Source organism: Janthinobacterium sp. C22 (genome assembly GCF_057919405.1).
The window spans coordinates 1,313,430-1,330,069 of the sequence record NZ_CP193659.1 but is presented as its reverse complement, the minus strand read 5'-3'; the positions used below and the strand labels follow the sequence as shown (position 1 = coordinate 1,330,069).

Genomic DNA, 16,640 nt, shown 5'->3' with positions numbered 1-16,640 from the left:
TCAGCTGGTCAGCACGACGATGTCGGCGCCGTCCCACCACACCCACACGCGCTGTTCGCGCTCGAGGCGCGCGGCATCGTGGCGGGCCGCGTTGGTGCGCGAGACTTTCACCACGGTGCCGCTGTCGAGGCGCACGTGGTAGCTCGTTTCATTGCCAAAATACGCCATGGCGACGATCACGCCCTGGGCGCAGTTGTAGCCGTGTTCCTTTGGTGACGCGCGCTCTTCCAAGGCGGGCGGCGCGATCTGGATGCCGATCTTTTCGGGGCGCACGGCCACCGAGACATCCATGCCCAGGTTGCCCGTGATGCCATGCGCGACATAGTGGCGGCCATCGGGCGTGTCGATGACCACGTGATCGGGTTCGTCTTCCGTAATGCGGCCGTCGAACAGGTTGACGCTGCCGATGAAGTCGGCGACGAAGCGGCAGTTCGGCGTCTCGTAGATTTCGCCCGGCGCGCCCACCTGCAGGATGCGCCCTTCGCTCATGACGGCGATGCGCGTGGCCATGCTCATGGCCTCGTCCTGGTCGTGCGTGACCATTACGCACGTGACGCCCACCTGCTCGATGATGTTGACCAGTTCCATCTGCGTGCGTTCGCGCAGTTTTTTATCCAGCGCGCCCAGCGGTTCGTCGAGCAGCAGCAATTGCGGCCGCTTGGCCAGGCTGCGCGCCAGCGCCACGCGCTGCTGCTGCCCGCCCGACAGCTGGTGCGGCTTGCGCTTCGCGTATTGGCCCAGTTGCACCAGCGCCAGCATCTGCTCGACCCGCGCCGCCACTTCCGCTTTCGGCAAGCCGTCGCGGCGCAGGCCGAAGGCGATGTTGTCCCACACGGACAAATGGGGGAACAGCGCGTACGACTGGAACATCATGTTGATGGGCCGCTGGTGCGGCGGCACGTCGACGATGCTGTTGCCCGCCAGGGCGATGCGCCCCGAGGTCGGCGTCTCGAAACCGGCCAGCATGCGCAGCAGGGTCGACTTGCCGCAACCTGAACTGCCCAGCAGGGCGAAGATCTCACCCTTGTTGATCGTCACGGAAATACCATCGACGGCGCGCACGCCATCGAATTCCTTGACCAGCTGATCAATCAGCAAGAAAGGCGCTTGGGCGTCGCTGGCCGACGCGGCAGGTGTTGCTATCGTCATGTGTGGGTAGCTTCTGGGTAAGAGGGTGTCAAAATGAAAAACTGGCCACTACAGGAGCGGCCAGGATGGAAGTTTAGCGGAACTGCCGCCATTGCGGTCCAAAAAATACGCAGATGGCGGCAAAATGGGGCAAAAACCTACACCCAGCCCTTCGCCTTCACCTCGTCATACGTCTTGTCCAGGCACAGCCGTATCAGCGCCACCATCTCATCGATCTGCGCGCGCGTCATGACCAGGGGCGGGGCGACGATCATGCGTTCGCCCACGGCGCGCATAATGACGCCGTTGTCGAACATGTGGCCGCGGCAGATCATGCCCACGCCCTGGCCCTCGTCGAACAGCTCGTTGTCGTGCACGGTGGCGCCCTTGCGGCGCACCAGGTTCAGGCCCGCGACCAGGCCGCAGCTGTCCGCATAGCCGACCAGCGGATGCTCGCCCAGGCTGGCGAAGCACTGCTTCAGGTACGGTCCCGTGTCGTCGGCCACCTTGGCCACCAGCTGCTCTTCCTCGATGATGCGGATGTTTTCCAGCGCGGCCGCGCAGGCGACGGGGTGACCGGAATACGTGAAACCATGCGTGAATTCGCCGCCCCGCTCGATCAATACCTTGGCCACCCTGTCGCCCACCAGCACGCCGCCCAGGGGCACGTAGCCCGAGGTGACGCCCTTGGCAAAGGTGATCAGGTCGGGCTTGATGCCGAACAGCTCGGAGCCGAACCAGCGCCCCAGGCGGCCGAAGCCGCAGATGACTTCATCGGCGATCAGCAAGATACCGTACTTGTCGCAGATGCGCTGGATTTCGGGCCAGTAGGTGGAGGGCGGGATGATGACGCCGCCGGCGCCCTGCACCGGTTCGCCGATGAAGGCGGCCACCTTGTCGGCGCCGATTTCCAGGATCTTGTCTTCCAGCCAGCCAGCCGCCTTCAGGCCGAAGGCTTCCGGAGTCAAGCCGTGGCCCGACTCCAGGTAATTGGGCTGGCCGATATGCGCGATGCCCGGTATCGGCAAGCCGCCCTGCACATGCATGCCGTCCATGCCGCCCAGCGATGCTCCCGCCACCGTGCTGCCGTGATACGCGTTGTGGCGGCTGATGATGGTGTGGCGCTCCTTGTAGCCGAGGATATCCCAGTAGCGGCGCACCATGCGCACATTCGTGTCGTTGCCTTCCGAGCCGGAACTGGTGAAGAACACATGCTGGAACTGCGGCGGCGATATCTGCGCCAGCTTGGCCGCCAGCTGCGCGGCCGGCACGTTCGTCGTGCCAAAGAAGCTGTTATAGAAGGGCAGCGTTTCCATTTGCCGGTACACAGCTTGCGAGATCGACGTGCGGCCGTAGCCCACGTTGACGCACCACAGGCCCGACATGCCGTCGACGATCTTCTTGCCCTGGCTATCCCACAGGTAGACGCCGTCGCCGCGCACCATCACCCTGGCGCCCTTGCTTGCCAGGTCCTGGAAATCGGTGAACGGATGCAGGTAGTGGGCCGAGTCCATTTTCTGGATGGCGGCCGTATCGTAGACTTGCGGCGCCGCGTTTTTCTGCGCCACGGAGGCTACAAAAGCGGCGCTCGGCGCCAGCGGATTATTGGATGTGCTCATAGGTGATCCTTTATACGTGCAGCAAGAGATGTTCGCGCTCCCACGGACTGATGACGGTCATGAATTCCTGGTGCTCCAGATCCTTGATGGCCGCATACACGTCGATGAAGCGTTCGCCCAGCACCGTGCGCAGCTTGTCTTCCGCGCGCAGCAACTGCAGGGCTTCGGGCAAGCCTTGCGGCAGCTCGAACTTCATGTCGTAGGCGCTGCCCACCATCATCGGCGTCGCTTCCAGCTGCTCCGTCATGCCCAGGTAGCCGCAGGCCAGGGTGACGGCCAGGGCCAGGTAGGGATTCGCGTCGGCGCCGATGATGCGGTTTTCCACGCGGCGGTCCTGCACGCCCGACTCGGGCACGCGGAAGCCCACCGTGCGGTTGTCCAGGCCCCACTGGATGTTGATCGGCGCGGCCGTGTGGCGCACGATGCGGCGGTAGGAGTTCACGTAGGGCGCGACGATGGCCATGGCCGACGGCATGTAGCGCTGCAGGCCCGCGATGTAATGCTTGAAGATGGGCGCGGCCGAACCGTCCTCGTTGCTGAAGATGTTCAGGCCCGTCTTCGCATCGACGACGCTCTGGTGCACGTGCATGGCGGACCCTGGTTCGCCGGCCATGGGCTTGGCCATGAAGGTGGCGTACATATCGTGTTTTAACGCGGCTTCACGCAAGGTGCGCTTGAAGAAGAAGACCTTGTCGGCCAGGCCCAGCGGATCGCCGTGCAGGAAGTTGATTTCCATCTGCCCCGCGCCGATTTCGTGGATCAGGGTATCGACGTCAAGGTTCATCAGTTCGCAGTAATCGTAGATATCCTCGAACAGCGGGTCGAATTCGTTGACGGCGTCGATGCTGTACACCTGGCGGCTCGTCTCGGCCCGGCCGCTGCGCCCGATGGGCGGTTTCAAGGGCAAGTCGGGGTCCGTGTTTTTCGCCGTCAGGTAGAACTCCAGCTCCGGCGCCACCACGGGCTTCCAGCCCTTGTCCGCATACAGTTTCAACACGCGCCGCAGCACGGAGCGGGGAGCGAAATCGACCAGCGCGCCATCGGCAAAATAGCAGTCGTGGATGACTTGCGCGGTGGGGTCCGTAGCCCAGGGCACCATGGTGATGGTGGTGGGATCGGCCTTTAAAATCATGTCGCGGTCGGTGCTGGAAATGGCGCGGTCATAGCCGCCATCGTCGACCGGATAATTGCCCGTCACGGTCATGCCCAGCACCGCTTCCGGGATGCGCATGCCGCGCTCCTGGGTGAATTTCCCGCGCGGCAGGATCTTCCCCCGCGCCACGCCCGTCAAGTCGGGGACCAGGCATTCGATTTCCGTGACGCGCTTTTCATTGAGCCACAAATCCATATCCGTATAGGTGAAATTTTCGCGTATTGCCATGTTTCCCTCTCGCTGGTCTTGATCAAACACCGCGTGCTGCGGGCGGCGCGCCTGTCATTCTGTCTTTCTGTGCTGCTCCTGGTAGTCGCGGCAAGCCTGGCCAAAGGCGCCGAACAGCCGCATGGACTGCGGATTGTCTTCCACCTGCCATTCCGGGTGCCATTGCACGGCCAGCGCAAAGCCGGCGGCGCTGGCCACCGTGTACGCTTCCACCAGGCCGTCGTCGGCCAGCGCTTCCACCAGCAAGCCATCGGCCAGCCGGGCGATGCCCTGGCCATGCAGGGAATTGACCATCATTTCGCTCTCGCCGCCCAGCAACCGTGACAGCACGCCATCGGGCATCAACTTGATGCGGTGCGCGGGCGCGTACTGGCGTTCCAGTGGATCGAGCACGTTTTCGCGGTGATCCAGCATGCCAGGCACCGCCTGCACGGCCTGGTGCAGGCTGCCGCCCAGGGCCACGTTGACTTCCTGGAAGCCGCGGCAGATGGCCAGCAGCGGCAACTGCGACGCCAGTGCGGCGCGGATCAGGGGCAAGGTGGTGGCGTCGCGCGCAGGGTCCTGCGGCAGGTCGGGATGCAGGATCTCTTCGCCATACAGGCGCGCATCGACGTTCGAAGCGGAACCGGTCAGCATGACGCCGTCGGCGACCTGCAGCGCCGCTTCCAGGTCGGCATCGGCGCCCAGCGCGGGCAGCAGCAGCGGCATGCAGCCTGCGCCGCGCAGCACGGCGTGCAGGTACTTATCCTGCGCCATGTGCCAGGCGTGGCTGCCCAGTTGGCGCTGGCAGGCGGGAACGAGAACGATGGGACGGCGCATGGTGCTACCTCGCTGGCGTGACGATCCAATGACAGCGCCATGACAGCGCTGCCGCTCGCTTCACTGTACAGCAGAGCCGGTAGAGGCGGCCACACCGATGGACGTGGCCAGCGGCGGCGCATATCGCCTACACTACGGCTTTGCAATATTGCCTTTATTTAAATCATCATATGCCCGTCCGGCGCCAAACACCAGCGCCGCAGGCACAGTTGCCTACTTTCCCATGCATCCACACCGTTTTTCAGCCTTCCCGAACCCCTTTTTCACCGTGCGGGGGCAGCCATGAAGCACATGCCGTGGCGCGACTTCTTCGCCCTCGTGGTCAGCATCGGCGTGGTGGGACTGGGACTGGGCGCCACCATGCCGCTCACCGCCCTGACCCTGCACCAGCGCGGCGTGGGCACGGACATCATCGGCATGATCACGGCCGTCAGCGCCCTCGGCATCCTGGCCGCCTCGCCGTTCGTCTCGGGCTGGGTGGGGCGTTTCGGCGCCCGCGCCACCATGCTGGGCGCCGTCTGGGTGGCCTCGCTGGCGACGATCGCCATGCAGTTCAGCGACCACCTGCTGGCGTGGAGCGTGCTGCGCTTCCTCTTCGGCGGCGCCATGGGAGTGCTGTTTACCATCGGCGAAGCGTGGGTCAACCGCCTGGCGCCCGATAATTCGCGCGGCCGCGTGGTGGCCATGTACACCACCAGTTTTACTTTCTTCCAGCTGATCGGTCCCGCCCTCGTGGCCCTCTTCAACGACAAGATTGCGTGGAGCTTCGCCGCCTGCGGCCTGCTGTTCTTGCTGGCCGTGCCGGGCCTGATGCTGATCTCGAACAGCGGCCCGGAAAAGGAGCCGCAAGAACACGGCGTGCAGTGGACCCTGATCCTGCCGCGCATGCCGATGATCGTGCTGGGCGCCGCCTTCTTCGCCCTGTTCGACACGCTGGCATTGAGCTTGCTGCCGCTGTATGCGATGGAGCACGGCATCGGCACGGACCTGGCCCTGCTGTCGGCCACCGTGGTGCTGGTGGGCGACACGGGCCTGCAATTCGCGCTGGGCTGGATGGCCGACCGCTTCGGCCGCGCCAGGGTGCACGCGGGCTGCGGCGTGGCCGTCTGCCTGCTGCTGCCGCTGCTGCCGTTTGCCGTCGGCACGCCATGGCTGTGGTGGACCCTGCTGCTGTTGCTGGGCGCGGCGGCGGGCGGCATCTACATGCTGGCGCTGGTGGCCTGCGGCGAGCGTTTCACGGGGCTGTCGCTGACCAGCGCCAGTGCCATCGTCAACGCCACCTGGGGTATCACCAGCGGCGGCGGTCCCCTGCTGACGGGCGTCCTGATGCAATCGGCCGGCGTAAACGCCCTGCCGGCCGTGATGTGGGTGTGCGCCGCCATTTTCGTCGGCAGCGCCGTGTGGGAGCGCAGGAAGGGGATCGTGTAAAGCGCTACTTCGGTATTTTTTCCAGCCGCTGCCGCAACTCCTCGGCCACCGGATAGTCGGGATACGCCTGCCGGAACGCCGTCCACTCCTCGTGCGCCAGGGTACTCTCGCCCGCCTTGAGCAGGGCGTCGATCTTCACCAGCCACACGGAGGCGTCGAGCTTTGCGGGCGGCGGCAGCGGCGCGGAGCGGGCCGCCACGGGCGCGGGCATGGCCAGCGCGCGCTGCGCCGGCGCCTGGCGCTGCGGGCCGGCTTCAGCCTGCATGGCGGCCTGCTGCTCCATCGCCTCACGCATTGCCGGGGCAGGAGGGGGCGGCGGTGCTGGCGGAGGCAGGGGTACTGACACGTGCGCGGGTACTGGCTCGGCCTGCGCCGGCGGCCTCGGTGCCGCCTTGGCCATGGCGCGCGGCGCCGGCGGCGGTGGCGCGGACGCAGTCGCAGGGGCAGGGGCCGGTGCGGCTTCCCGCATCACCTCCCGCGTGAGCGGTTCCCCGACTACGGGAAATTGCGCCGGCTTCGAGCCGAACCAGTCCACGCCGATCAGGTTTACCGTCAGCAGCACGGCGGCGGCCAGCCCCAGCGGAACGCGCCAGCGCTGCAGGTAATCGGGCGATTTCTTGGCGGGCAAGGTGCGCAGCACGCCATCGGCGCCGTCGTTCGCGGCGACGGGTTTTACCAATGCTTTTTCAGCGTCGGCCAGAATGGCCGCATCAAGCGCGCTGGAAGGCGCGGGCTGCGGCAGGCTGGCCAGCAGCGCGTTCAATTCCTCGTCATTCGGTTCGTCGTGATTGTACGTATTCATGCCTGTCCTCCCGCGCCACCGGCGCTGTCCAAGCCCGCGCGCAATTTCTGCATGGCGTAGCGCAGCCGGCTCTTGACGGTTTCCGCTTCCGCCCCCGTCACCGCAGCGATCTCGAGGATGCTCATGCCGCTGAACTGCTGCAGCACCAGCGCTTCCTTCTGTTCCGCCGGCAGCGCGGCGATGGCCGCATGCAGCCGCGCGTGCTGCTGTTTCTGCTCCAGCGACTGCGGCGGCGAGGCGCCCTCGTCAGCCAGTTCGCCCGCGTCGCCGTGCTCCTGTCCTTCCCGCTGGCGCAGGAGGTCGATCAGGCGGTTGCGCGCGATCTGGTACAGATAGGTGCGAAACGCCGCCTGCGGCTGGTAGCCGGCGCGCGCCGCATGCAGGCTGGCCCACGCATCCTGGACGATCTCGTCCACCCACGCGCGGCGCGGCGAACGCCAGGCCACGAAGCGGTACAGCCCCTGGCTGTGGCGCCGGTACAACTCGCGAAACGACGGCAGGTCGCCGGCGCTGTAGCGCAGCATCAGTTCCTCATCCGTCGCGGTCAGTAAGGTATCGGGCATGCGGACCAGTGTAGCCGAACTACGCGGCGGAGACAATTTCCCTGCGCCTTCAGCGTACAGTGGACGCAATGGGCGCATAGCTGACGCGGCGTACTTCGCGGATCTGTCCATCCCTGAGCGCCCCTTCCACCAGTTCATAGCCGAGCAGGGCGAATACCCGGCCCTGCAGGAACAGCGGGCGCGCATTGCCGTACCAGTCCACGCAGGACGCGCGGCAGCCGTCGTCCGGCGCCTGGCCAGGCCGCGCGGCCAACGCACCCAGTTCCGTCAACCGCAAGCCGCTGTTGCGCAGATACAGGACGGATGCGGCCGACTTGTTGAGGCCAGGCCGCTCGTCCGCGCCCAGGATGGGCAGGCCGATCAAGCCCTCGCCGGCCGTTTGCGGCTTGTAGAAAAAGCCGTGGCTGCGCGACTCGCCCTGCGCCGCGTCGGCGCGGATGTAGCGCGTGGCGACCGCCGCCTGCGCTCCCAGGCCGATGGTGCTGAAGTGCAGATCCCTGCCCTGCGCGCCGATCACCACGGCGTCATTGCCCAGCGCCTCGATGCGCTCCACGCCATGCGGCAGGGACAAGGCTTGCACGCCGCCCGCATCGGCCCAGCGCACGGCATACAGGGGCTGGCGCGGCCAAGCCTGGTCCGCCTTGCGGCGTCCCGCGTTGCCCGGACTACCATACAGCAGATACGGTCCCACATAGCGGTTCTGCAGGCCGTAGCCGCCGCCACCGGGCAGCGGCTTGTAGCTGCCGGCCGGCGCGCTGTCGCGGCCATCGGAAAACGTGGCCAATGGCACGCGCAGCAAGGCCATGTCGCCACGCCCTTTTGCGCCATCCCACATGCCATCGCCCTGGCCTTCGGCGCGCAGCAGGACGTTCAAGTGGCCGTCCACGCTTTCCAGGAACGAGAACTGGTCGACGGGGGCACCGGCCACCTTCAGGGCGCTGGGCGCCGAGCCGTCGAGGGGAATGCGGAACACGCCCGAGTCGCTGCCGCGGCGCGTGGTCCACACGAAAACGGATTCGCCCGACACATAGAACACGCGGCCCTGCGGCCCCATCACGGCGGTCGCTTCGCAACGCATGTCGCGCTGCGCCAGGTCGCACACGGTGACCGTATGCAGGGTCAGGCCTGCGCCTGGTTCGGGTTCGTCATCGGTGCGGTAGATGCGCGTGGCCGGCGCGATGCGCTTGAAGTCGGACGGTACGGCGTCGGGACGCCAGCGGCGCAGCGCGGGAAAGCCGCCGAACGGGTCGCCCCGGCGCAGGTTCAGCGACAGGGGCGAATAGAACACCAGCTTGCCGCCGACCAGGCGGCTGGCGTAATTGCGCGACGAATAATAATCGTTGGAGCGCAAGTGATACGTGGCGCGGTACGCCAGCTTGCCGTCCGCACCGATGTCGAACAGGCCGATCTCCGTGCCGCCACGGCTGTAGCTGTAGCCGATCACCACCACCGTGTCGCCATCGATCAGCATTTCGTCATACCAGCTGCCCGACGGGTCGCTGCCCGGCGCGAACGCGTCGAGCGAGGCGACGGGCTGCAGGGCATTGCCGCCCACCTGCACGGTGAACAGCTTGCCGCGCCGCAGCATCACCAGGTGCCTGCCGTGCAGCTTGACGATGCCGCCTTCGTCCACGCCAACCGTCTGCACATTGGTGACCGATTCGGCCGCCTCTGCCGATGCCGCCGGCGCCGCTTTCGCCGTCATCGGTGCTGGAGTAGCGGGAGGGGCCGGCGCTGGCACTGCCATGTACTGCGCCGAATACTGCGCCGTGGCGCGCTGCAGTTTCTGCTGCTCCCTTTGCAGCGCCGCCTGGCGCGCCTGCAGCTGCTGCAGGTAGCTGCTCAAGGCCTGCTCGCTGGCGAATGGCGCCAGGGTCTTGCGCGGCGCCGTGCCGGCGGCGTGGCTGCCTGCCGACAGCAGCAGGGACAGTATCAATGTGATCTTGAGGGCGCGGGACATCGCTTCTTCTCCGGTTGGCTGGGGTGTCCAACATGAAACGCAGCAGCCCAGAAAAAGGGTTAAAGACGCGCAAAAATATTCACGCGGCTGCCACCTTACTCAAAACCCCGTATGCGGTCGCCGTTGAAATTCGGCAGGCGCCACTCGAAATGCAACGCCAGGAAACGGAACAAAAAGCCCGCGCCGATGGACGCCAGCTGCGCCACCGAGCTGTCGACCTTGAAGTGCAGCAGGCCGACATACAGGGCGCCCGTGAACAGGGCCACGGTGGCATACACTTCGCGCTGCAGCACCAGGGGAATCTGGTTGCACAGGATATCGCGCAGCAGGCCGCCGAAGACGCCCGTGATCATCCCCGCCAGCACGACGATGGCCGGGTGCATCTTGGCCGACATGGCGATGTCGCAGCCGATCACGCAAAACGCCACCAGGCCCAGGCCATCGACCAGCAGGAAAATGGCGCGCAGATGGTGCAGGTAGCGCGCGACAAAGGCGGTGACGACGGCCGCGCCGATGGTAAACAGCAGGTACTCGGGATGCGCGATCCAGCCCAGCGGATAGTGCCCCAGCAGCACGTCGCGCACGGTGCCGCCGCCCAGCGCCGTGACGGTGCCGATCATGCAGATGCCGAACAAGTCCATGCCGCGCCGCATGCCCATGATGGCGCCGGACATCGCTTCGGCGACAATCGCCACCAGGTAGATCGTATATAACAGCATGGTCTTACTCTTCCGAAAATGATTTGAGAATTTGTTCGCGTTCGCGCGCTTCGCTCAGGGTGCGTGCTTCATTCGTGCCCGTGCCGGAGCCGCCATCGCCGCCAGTGCCAGCTTCACCGTGCGCCATGCGCGTATCGGCAGCGCCGCTGCCGCAGCCGACGCTGCTGTGGATAAAGGCGAAGTTATCCTTCAGGCAGTCGCCGGCCAGGTATTCGGCATACACGTAGTCGCCATCGAGCAGGGCCAGGCCAGGCGGTTCGGCCAGCACCTGTTCGCGGCGGCCCTGCACGGCCACCTGCATGTAATCGCGCCAGACGGGCAGCGCCAGCGTCCCCCGGTGGCGTTGCCCAGGCTCTTGGGCTGGTCGTAGCCGAGCCAGACGACGGACACGAGCCCCGAGGAATAGCCGGCGAACCAGGCGTCGTACGCATTGTTCGAGGTGCCCGTCTTGCCGGCCGCGTCGCCGCGTCCCAGCGCCAGCGCGCCGCGTCCCGTGCCGCTCTTGACGACGTCGCGCAGCATGCTGTCCATGACGTAGGCGTTGCGCGTGGAGATCACCTGCGTGCCCGGTGCCGGCGTGCCCTTGGCGCGCGGCGCCGCGTCGGAAAACAGCACCGCGCCGCTGCGGCTGCGCACTTCCTTGATCAGCTTGGGCGGCATCTGCACGCCGCCGTTGGCAAACACGGCATACGATTGCGCCAGCTGCAGCGGCGTGACGGCGCCCGCGCCCAGCGCCAGCGGCAGGGAGACGGGGTTGCGCGCGCCCTCGAAGCCGAAGCGCGTGGCGTAGTGCTGCACGTAGCCGGGGCCGGCCGCCTGCATCAGGCTGACGGCCACCAGGTTTTTCGAGCGCACCAGGCCGCGCCGCACGCTGATGAAGCCTTCATAGTTGTTGCCGTAATTGCGCGGGCGCCACGGCTGCGCGCCCGTCTCCCGCGGCAGCAGCAAGCGCTGCGTATCGTCCACGGCCGTGCCGGGAAAATAGCCCTTTTCCAGCGCCGCCGAATACACGAAAGGCTTGAAACTGGAACCGGGCTGGCGGTAGGCCTGCATGGCGTGGTTGTAGTGGTTGCGGTAAAAATCGAAGCCGCCCGCCATGGCGACGATTTCGCCGCTGTGCGCCTCGACGGAAATGAGCGCGCCTTCCATCTCGGGCAGCTGGCTCACCAGCCAGCGGTTTTTCGCCGCGTCGTGCACCACGCGGATGACGCTGCCCTCGACGATGGCGCGCTTGCCATCCCACTGCAGCTTGCCGCCCAGGCGCGCATCCGATGCCGTCAGCACGATCTCGTCGCCATTGCGCAGCTGCGCCGTCAGCTGACGCTTGCCGGCAGTATCGACCTTGCGCACCAGCGCGGCGCGCAGTTCGCCGCTGTCGGGGTAGGCGGCCAGCTGGCGCGCCACGCTGTCTGCGGAGGCGGTCAGGCGCGCTTCCGGGCCGCGATAGCCGCGCCGCGCCTGCGCGTTCAGCAAGCCATCGCGCAGCGACTTGTCGGCCACGCGCTGCGGTGCCATGCGGATGGTGGTCGTCACGTCCAGGCCCATGCTGTAGGCGCCTTCCGGGTAGCTTTGCAGGATCAGCTGACGCGCTTCCTCGACCGCATACGCGGCCGCGTGCACGGAGCTGTTGCGGTCCTTGTTCAGGGCCAGTTTTTCCGCCACGGCGGCGTCGTATTCGGCCGGCGTGATGTAACCGAGTTCGCGCATGCGCTGCAGGATGTAATGCTGGCGCACGGTGGCGCGCTGCGGATTGGCCACGGGGTTGTAGGCCGACGGCGCCTTCGGCAGGCCGGCCAGCATGGCCGCTTCGGCGATGCTGACCTCGGCCAGCGGCTTGTCAAAGTAAATGTTCGAGGCGGCGGAAAAGCCGTAGGAGCGCTCGCCCAGGTAAATCTGGTTCATGTACAGTTCCAGCAGCTTGTCCTTGCCGTAGTGCTGTTCCAGCTTGTAGGCAAGGAGCATCTCCGTCAGCTTCCGCTGCACGGTCTTTTCGCGCGACAGGAAAAAGTCGCGCGCCACCTGCATGGTGATGGTGCTGGCGCCCTGCGCGTGGTGACCCGTGACGACGTTGGCCAGGGTGGCGCGCGTCAAGCCGTAAAAGTCCACGGCGCCATGCTCGTAGAAGCGCGCATCCTCGATGGCCAGCAGGGCCTGGCGCATGCGCAGCGGGATCTCCTTCAACGGCAGGAACTCGCGGCGCTCTTCGCCGTACTCGGCCAGCAGCTCGCCTTCGCTGGAGAAAATGCGCAGCGGCAGCGCGGGCTTGTACTGGGCCAGGTGCTCGACGGCCGGCAAGTCCCGCCATGCCTGGCGCAGCCACCAGCCGCCCGCGAGGGCTGCGGACAAGCCCAGGCCCAGGATCAATCCCAGGCCGAATTTCAGCTTGCGCGCCAGCTTAGACTGCGGCTTGCGGGGGTGTGGTCGTTCGCTTGTGCTTCCATGGTGATATTCCCTTGCTGCCAGGAGGCCGCGCGCGGCGCTCCATCAAAGAGGCATTGTGCACTGCAACACATCCATCCTTATAAAAAGTAAGTATTATTTAGTATTGATAAATTTTTCTTATGTTAGGCAGTGGTCATGGATCTCAATCCCAAACACACGGAAGCGTTCCGCGCCGTCGTCGAAACGGGCAGTTTCGAGCAGGCCGCGTTGCGGCTGCATCTGACGTCGCCGGCCATTTCGCAGCGCGTGCGGGCGCTGGAAAGCCAGCTGGGCAATGCGCTGATCGTGCGCAGCCGTCCCGCGCGCGCCACGCGCATGGGCCAGCGCCTGATGCAGTATCTGAAGCGGGCCAAGCTGCTGGAAGCGGACTTGCAGGCGGAACTGGCGGTGCAGCAGGATGCCCCGCTGACCCTGGTGCTGGCGCTGAACGCGGACTCGATGGGCACCTGGTTCTTTCCCGCCCTGTCCGAAGTACTGATACGCGAGCGCGTGCTGCTGGACCTGACCGTGGAAGACCAGGACCACACCTACACCTTGCTGGAGACGGGCATGGCCATCGGCTGCATCAGCACGGAAGCCAAAGCCATGCGCGGCTGCACAGCCGAGCCGCTGGGCGTGATGCGCTACTGGCTGGTGGCCACACAAGCGTTCCGCCAGCAGTGGTTTGCGCACGGGCTGACGCGCAAGGCGGCGCGCACGGCGCCCGTGGTCGCCTACACGCGCAAGGACACCCTGCAGTCGTCGTTCCTGCAAGAGGCGCTGGGCTTGCCCGAAGGCGCCTACCCCTGCCATTACGTGCCGGGCGCCACCTCGCACTTCAACGCCATCCGCTACGGCCTCGGCTACGGCATGGTGCCGGAGTTGCTGCTGAAGGCGAACACGGATGGCGAGCTGGTGGAAATGCTCACACCCAAGACGCCGGCCGACGTGGCCCTGTACTGGCACACGTGGAAGGTGCAGTCGCCGCGCATGGAGCAGCTGTCGCGGCACATCATCGCGGCGGCACGCAAGATCTTGAAATAATTATGGTGAGATCACTACCGCTGCATGCCCCAGCGTTTCAAGGTGACGCGCTCCAGGGTGCGAAAGCCGATGTTTTCCACGATTAAACCGATGACGATGACGGCTGCCAGGCCGGCAAACACCTTGTCCGTGTACAGTTCGTTGCGGTTCTGGAAGATGTACCAGCCCAGGCCGCCCTGCCCCGACGTGGTGCCGAATACCAGCTCGGCCGCGATCAGGGTGCGCCAGGCGAACGCCCAGCCTATCTTCAAGCCCGAAACGATGGACGGCAAGGCGCCCGGCACGAGAATGTGCAGCACCAGGCGCAAGCCGTTCAAGCCGTAGTTGCGGCCCGCCATGCGCAGGGTTTCCGGCACGCCCTGGAATCCCGCATACGTGTTCAGGGCCAGCGGCCACATCACGGAATGGACGATGACGAAGATCAAACTGGCGCGTCCCAGGCCGAACCACAGCAGGGCCAGCGGCAGCAGGGCAATCGCCGGCAAGGGATTCAACATGGCCGTCAGGGTTTCCAGCACGTCGCGCCCGATGCGGCTCGATACTGCAAGCAAGGTCAGCACGAAGGCGGCCAGCACGCCCACCGCATAGCCCTGCAGCAAGACGACGAGGGACGCGGCCGTACGCGTGAGCAATTCACCGCTGGCGATGCCGCCGATAAACGCCTGCGCCGTCTGAATAAAGCTGGGCAGCAATAAATCGTTCTGCGTCCAGCGCGCCGCCCCTTCCCACAGCAGGGCCAGGCTGAGCAAAATGAATGCCTTGCGCCACAGCGCGTGCTGGCTCCAGCGCTGCCAGCGCGACAGTGGCTGCTCGACGGTGACGCCGGCCGGCGGCGGCGCCGCATAGACGAATTCCTGGCGGATGGGCGGCTCCAGCAGCACGTTCATACGGCCTCCCGTTGGACAGGCCCTGCTTGCTGAACGGGAACCACTTCCTCATCGAACAGCAAGCCGTGGATGCGGCTGCTGGCCGCCTGGAATTCCGCACTGCCCGCGCTGTGCAAGCCGAACTGATGACTGTTGAGTTCGGCGCGCACCCGGCCCGGATGGGGCGACAGCAGCAGGATGCGGTTGCCCACGACCAGCGCTTCCTCGATCGAATGCGTGACGAAGACGAGGGTAAAGCGCAGCTCCTCCCACAGGCGGCTCAGCTCTTCCTGCATCTTGCGCCGCGTCAAGGCATCGAGGGCGGCAAACGGCTCGTCCATCAACAGCACTTCCGGCTGCATGGCCAGGGCGCGGGCGATGGCCACCCGCTGCTTCATGCCGCCCGACAAGGTATGCGGATGGGCATCTTCAAAGCCCGCCAGGCCCACCTTGGCGATCCAGTGATGGGCGCGCTCGCGGGACGCCAGCTTGTCCAGCCGCTTGCTGGCCAGCAAGGGGAACATGACGTTTTCCAGCACGGTCTTCCACGGCGGCAACTGGTCGAATTCCTGGAACACGACGACACGGTCCGGCCCCGGCTTGCTGATAGGAACGCCCTGCATGGCGATGCTGCCCGCGCGCGGCGCGATGAAGCCGGCCACGGCTTTCAGCATGGACGACTTGCCGCAGCCCGACGGCCCCAGCAGCACGAAACGGTCGCCGCGGAACACGTCGAAACTGACGTCGTGCGTGGCGCGCACGGTGCGCTGTTCCGTGCGGTATTCCAGGCTGACATGTTTGACGCTGAGCAAGGGCTCCAGCGCAACCGGAGGACGTACCAAGTGAAAAGCGGGCGCGTTCATGTCAGCCTCCTTGCGTGATGGCAGGGTCGTCAAAGAAGTAATCGCGCCAGCTGTCGGGCAGGTTGCGGATGGCACTCACGCGGTGCAGGAATTGCGCCAGGCCATAGGTATTTTGCGGCGCGATCTTGAATTGCACTTGCGGGTTGGCAAAGATTTTCAGCAGCAGATTGCGCTCCACCTTGCTCTTGTTCACCTTGATATAGATGTCGGCCGCGCCCTGCGGATTGCTGCTCGCGTACTGCGCCGCTTCGGCCAGGGCGGCGATGAAGGCGCGGTACGTCTTCGGATTGTCCTTGCGGTACTTTTCCGTCGCATACAGCAGGGTCGACGAGCTGGGCCCGCCTTGCACGTCGTACGAGTTCAGGATGATGTGGGCGTTCGGATTCTGCGCCAGCTCCTGTTCCTGGAACGGCGAATTGCCAAAGTGACCTGTCAACTCTGTGCCGCCGGCGATGATGGCGGCCGCCGCGTCCGGGTGCGGCAGGGTTTGCGTGATCCTGTCGAGGCGCGCAAATTCCTTGTCGCCCCACTGCTTCGCCACGGCCATCTGCAATATCCTCGCCTGGACGGACACGGAGACGGCGGGCAAGGCGATGCGGTCCTTGTCCGTCAAGTCCGCCAGGGTTTTCACCTTCGGATTGTTGCTGATCAAATAGTAGGGAAAATTACCGAGCGAGGCCACGCCGCGCACGTTCTGCCGTCCTTTGGTGCGGTCCCAGATCGTCAGCAGCGGCCCCAACCCGGCCCCCGCGATATCGATATTGCCCGACAACAAAGCGTCATTGATGGCGGGGCCGCCGGACAGGGTGATCCACTCGACTTTCACGTCGACGCCCTGCTGCTTGCCATGCTTTTCAATCAGTTTTTGTTCCTGCGCAATATTGAGCAGCAAGAAGGTGATGCCATGCTGGCCCGCGATGCGGATCTGGCCTTCGGCCCGGGCCATGGGCATGGCCATGCACAGCACGACAATGGTGGCGAGCAGGCGGCGGGAAAAGGTCAAGATCGGCAACATGGACACTCCTTG

The 16,640-nt window shown here is 65.6% G+C and carries 13 protein-coding genes and 1 pseudogene; 2 read left to right on the top strand and 12 right to left on the bottom strand.

The window, feature by feature from the left end; genetic code table 11:
* The 4 genes from ACRHIG_RS06080 to ACRHIG_RS06065 all read right to left on the bottom strand — a co-directional run bounded on the left by ACRHIG_RS06080 (position 1) and on the right by ACRHIG_RS06065 (position 4,947).
* Positions 1-1,149: an ABC transporter ATP-binding protein gene (locus tag ACRHIG_RS06080; RefSeq protein ID WP_076565898.1), complete on the bottom strand. Its 1,149-nt coding sequence runs from the start codon at positions 1,147-1,149 to the stop codon at positions 1-3.
* Between the two features lie 137 nt (positions 1,150-1,286).
* Positions 1,287-2,747 (bottom strand): aspartate aminotransferase family protein, encoded by a 1,461-nt coding sequence (locus ACRHIG_RS06075; RefSeq protein WP_489629657.1) that lies wholly within the window; start codon positions 2,745-2,747, stop codon positions 1,287-1,289.
* A 10-nt stretch (positions 2,748-2,757) separates the two neighbouring features.
* Positions 2,758-4,128, bottom strand: a complete 1,371-nt coding sequence (locus tag ACRHIG_RS06070) for a glutamine synthetase family protein (RefSeq protein ID WP_035822563.1) — start codon at positions 4,126-4,128, stop codon at positions 2,758-2,760.
* Between the two features lie 54 nt (positions 4,129-4,182).
* Positions 4,183-4,947: a gamma-glutamyl-gamma-aminobutyrate hydrolase family protein gene (locus ACRHIG_RS06065; protein ID WP_489629656.1), complete on the bottom strand. Its 765-nt coding sequence runs from the start codon at positions 4,945-4,947 to the stop codon at positions 4,183-4,185.
* Positions 4,948-5,229: 282 nt separating this feature from the next.
* Between ACRHIG_RS06065 and ACRHIG_RS06060 the strand changes: the two genes are divergently transcribed.
* Positions 5,230-6,375: an MFS transporter gene (locus tag ACRHIG_RS06060; protein ID WP_475417518.1), complete on the top strand. Its 1,146-nt coding sequence runs from the start codon at positions 5,230-5,232 to the stop codon at positions 6,373-6,375.
* 4 nt (positions 6,376-6,379) lie between these two features.
* On the opposite strand, the gene ACRHIG_RS06055 is transcribed toward ACRHIG_RS06060, so the two are convergent.
* The 5 genes and pseudogenes from ACRHIG_RS06055 to ACRHIG_RS06035 all read right to left on the bottom strand — a co-directional run bounded on the left by ACRHIG_RS06055 (position 6,380) and on the right by ACRHIG_RS06035 (position 12,813).
* Entirely contained in the window at positions 6,380-7,177 is a 798-nt protein-coding gene (locus ACRHIG_RS06055) for a hypothetical protein (RefSeq protein WP_489629655.1), read from the bottom strand.
* Positions 7,174-7,740, bottom strand: coding sequence for a sigma-70 family RNA polymerase sigma factor (locus tag ACRHIG_RS06050; RefSeq protein WP_489629654.1), 567 nt, complete (start codon positions 7,738-7,740; stop codon positions 7,174-7,176). Before ACRHIG_RS06050 ends, ACRHIG_RS06055 begins: the two co-directional genes overlap by 4 nt.
* Positions 7,741-7,789: 49 nt before the next feature.
* On the bottom strand, positions 7,790-9,700 hold the full coding sequence (locus tag ACRHIG_RS06045; protein ID WP_489629653.1) for a beta-propeller domain-containing protein: 1,911 nt from the start codon (positions 9,698-9,700) through the stop codon (positions 7,790-7,792).
* A gap of 95 nt (positions 9,701-9,795) precedes the next feature.
* Complete coding sequence (locus ACRHIG_RS06040) at positions 9,796-10,419, bottom strand: trimeric intracellular cation channel family protein (RefSeq protein ID WP_071075300.1); 624 nt, start codon at positions 10,417-10,419, stop codon at positions 9,796-9,798.
* Between the two features lie 4 nt (positions 10,420-10,423).
* Positions 10,424-12,813, bottom strand: a pseudogene (locus ACRHIG_RS06035) (penicillin-binding protein 1A).
* Between the two features lie 177 nt (positions 12,814-12,990).
* Here ACRHIG_RS06035 and ACRHIG_RS06030 point away from each other — a divergent pair.
* Positions 12,991-13,884, top strand: coding sequence for an HTH-type transcriptional regulator ArgP (locus ACRHIG_RS06030; RefSeq protein ID WP_475417523.1), 894 nt, complete (start codon positions 12,991-12,993; stop codon positions 13,882-13,884).
* 14 nt (positions 13,885-13,898) lie between these two features.
* On the opposite strand, the gene ACRHIG_RS06025 is transcribed toward ACRHIG_RS06030, so the two are convergent.
* Genes ACRHIG_RS06025 through ACRHIG_RS06015 form a run of 3 tightly spaced genes read right to left on the bottom strand, consistent with a single transcriptional unit; the run spans position 13,899 to position 16,628 of the window.
* Entirely contained in the window at positions 13,899-14,771 is an 873-nt protein-coding gene (locus ACRHIG_RS06025; protein WP_489629652.1) for an ABC transporter permease, read from the bottom strand.
* On the bottom strand, positions 14,768-15,613 hold the full coding sequence (locus ACRHIG_RS06020) for an ABC transporter ATP-binding protein (protein WP_489629651.1): 846 nt from the start codon (positions 15,611-15,613) through the stop codon (positions 14,768-14,770). Before ACRHIG_RS06020 ends, ACRHIG_RS06025 begins: the two co-directional genes overlap by 4 nt.
* A gap of 1 nt (position 15,614) precedes the next feature.
* Positions 15,615-16,628 (bottom strand): ABC transporter substrate-binding protein, encoded by a 1,014-nt coding sequence (locus ACRHIG_RS06015; protein ID WP_489629650.1) that lies wholly within the window; start codon positions 16,626-16,628, stop codon positions 15,615-15,617.
* Between the last annotated feature and the right edge of the window lie 12 nt (positions 16,629-16,640).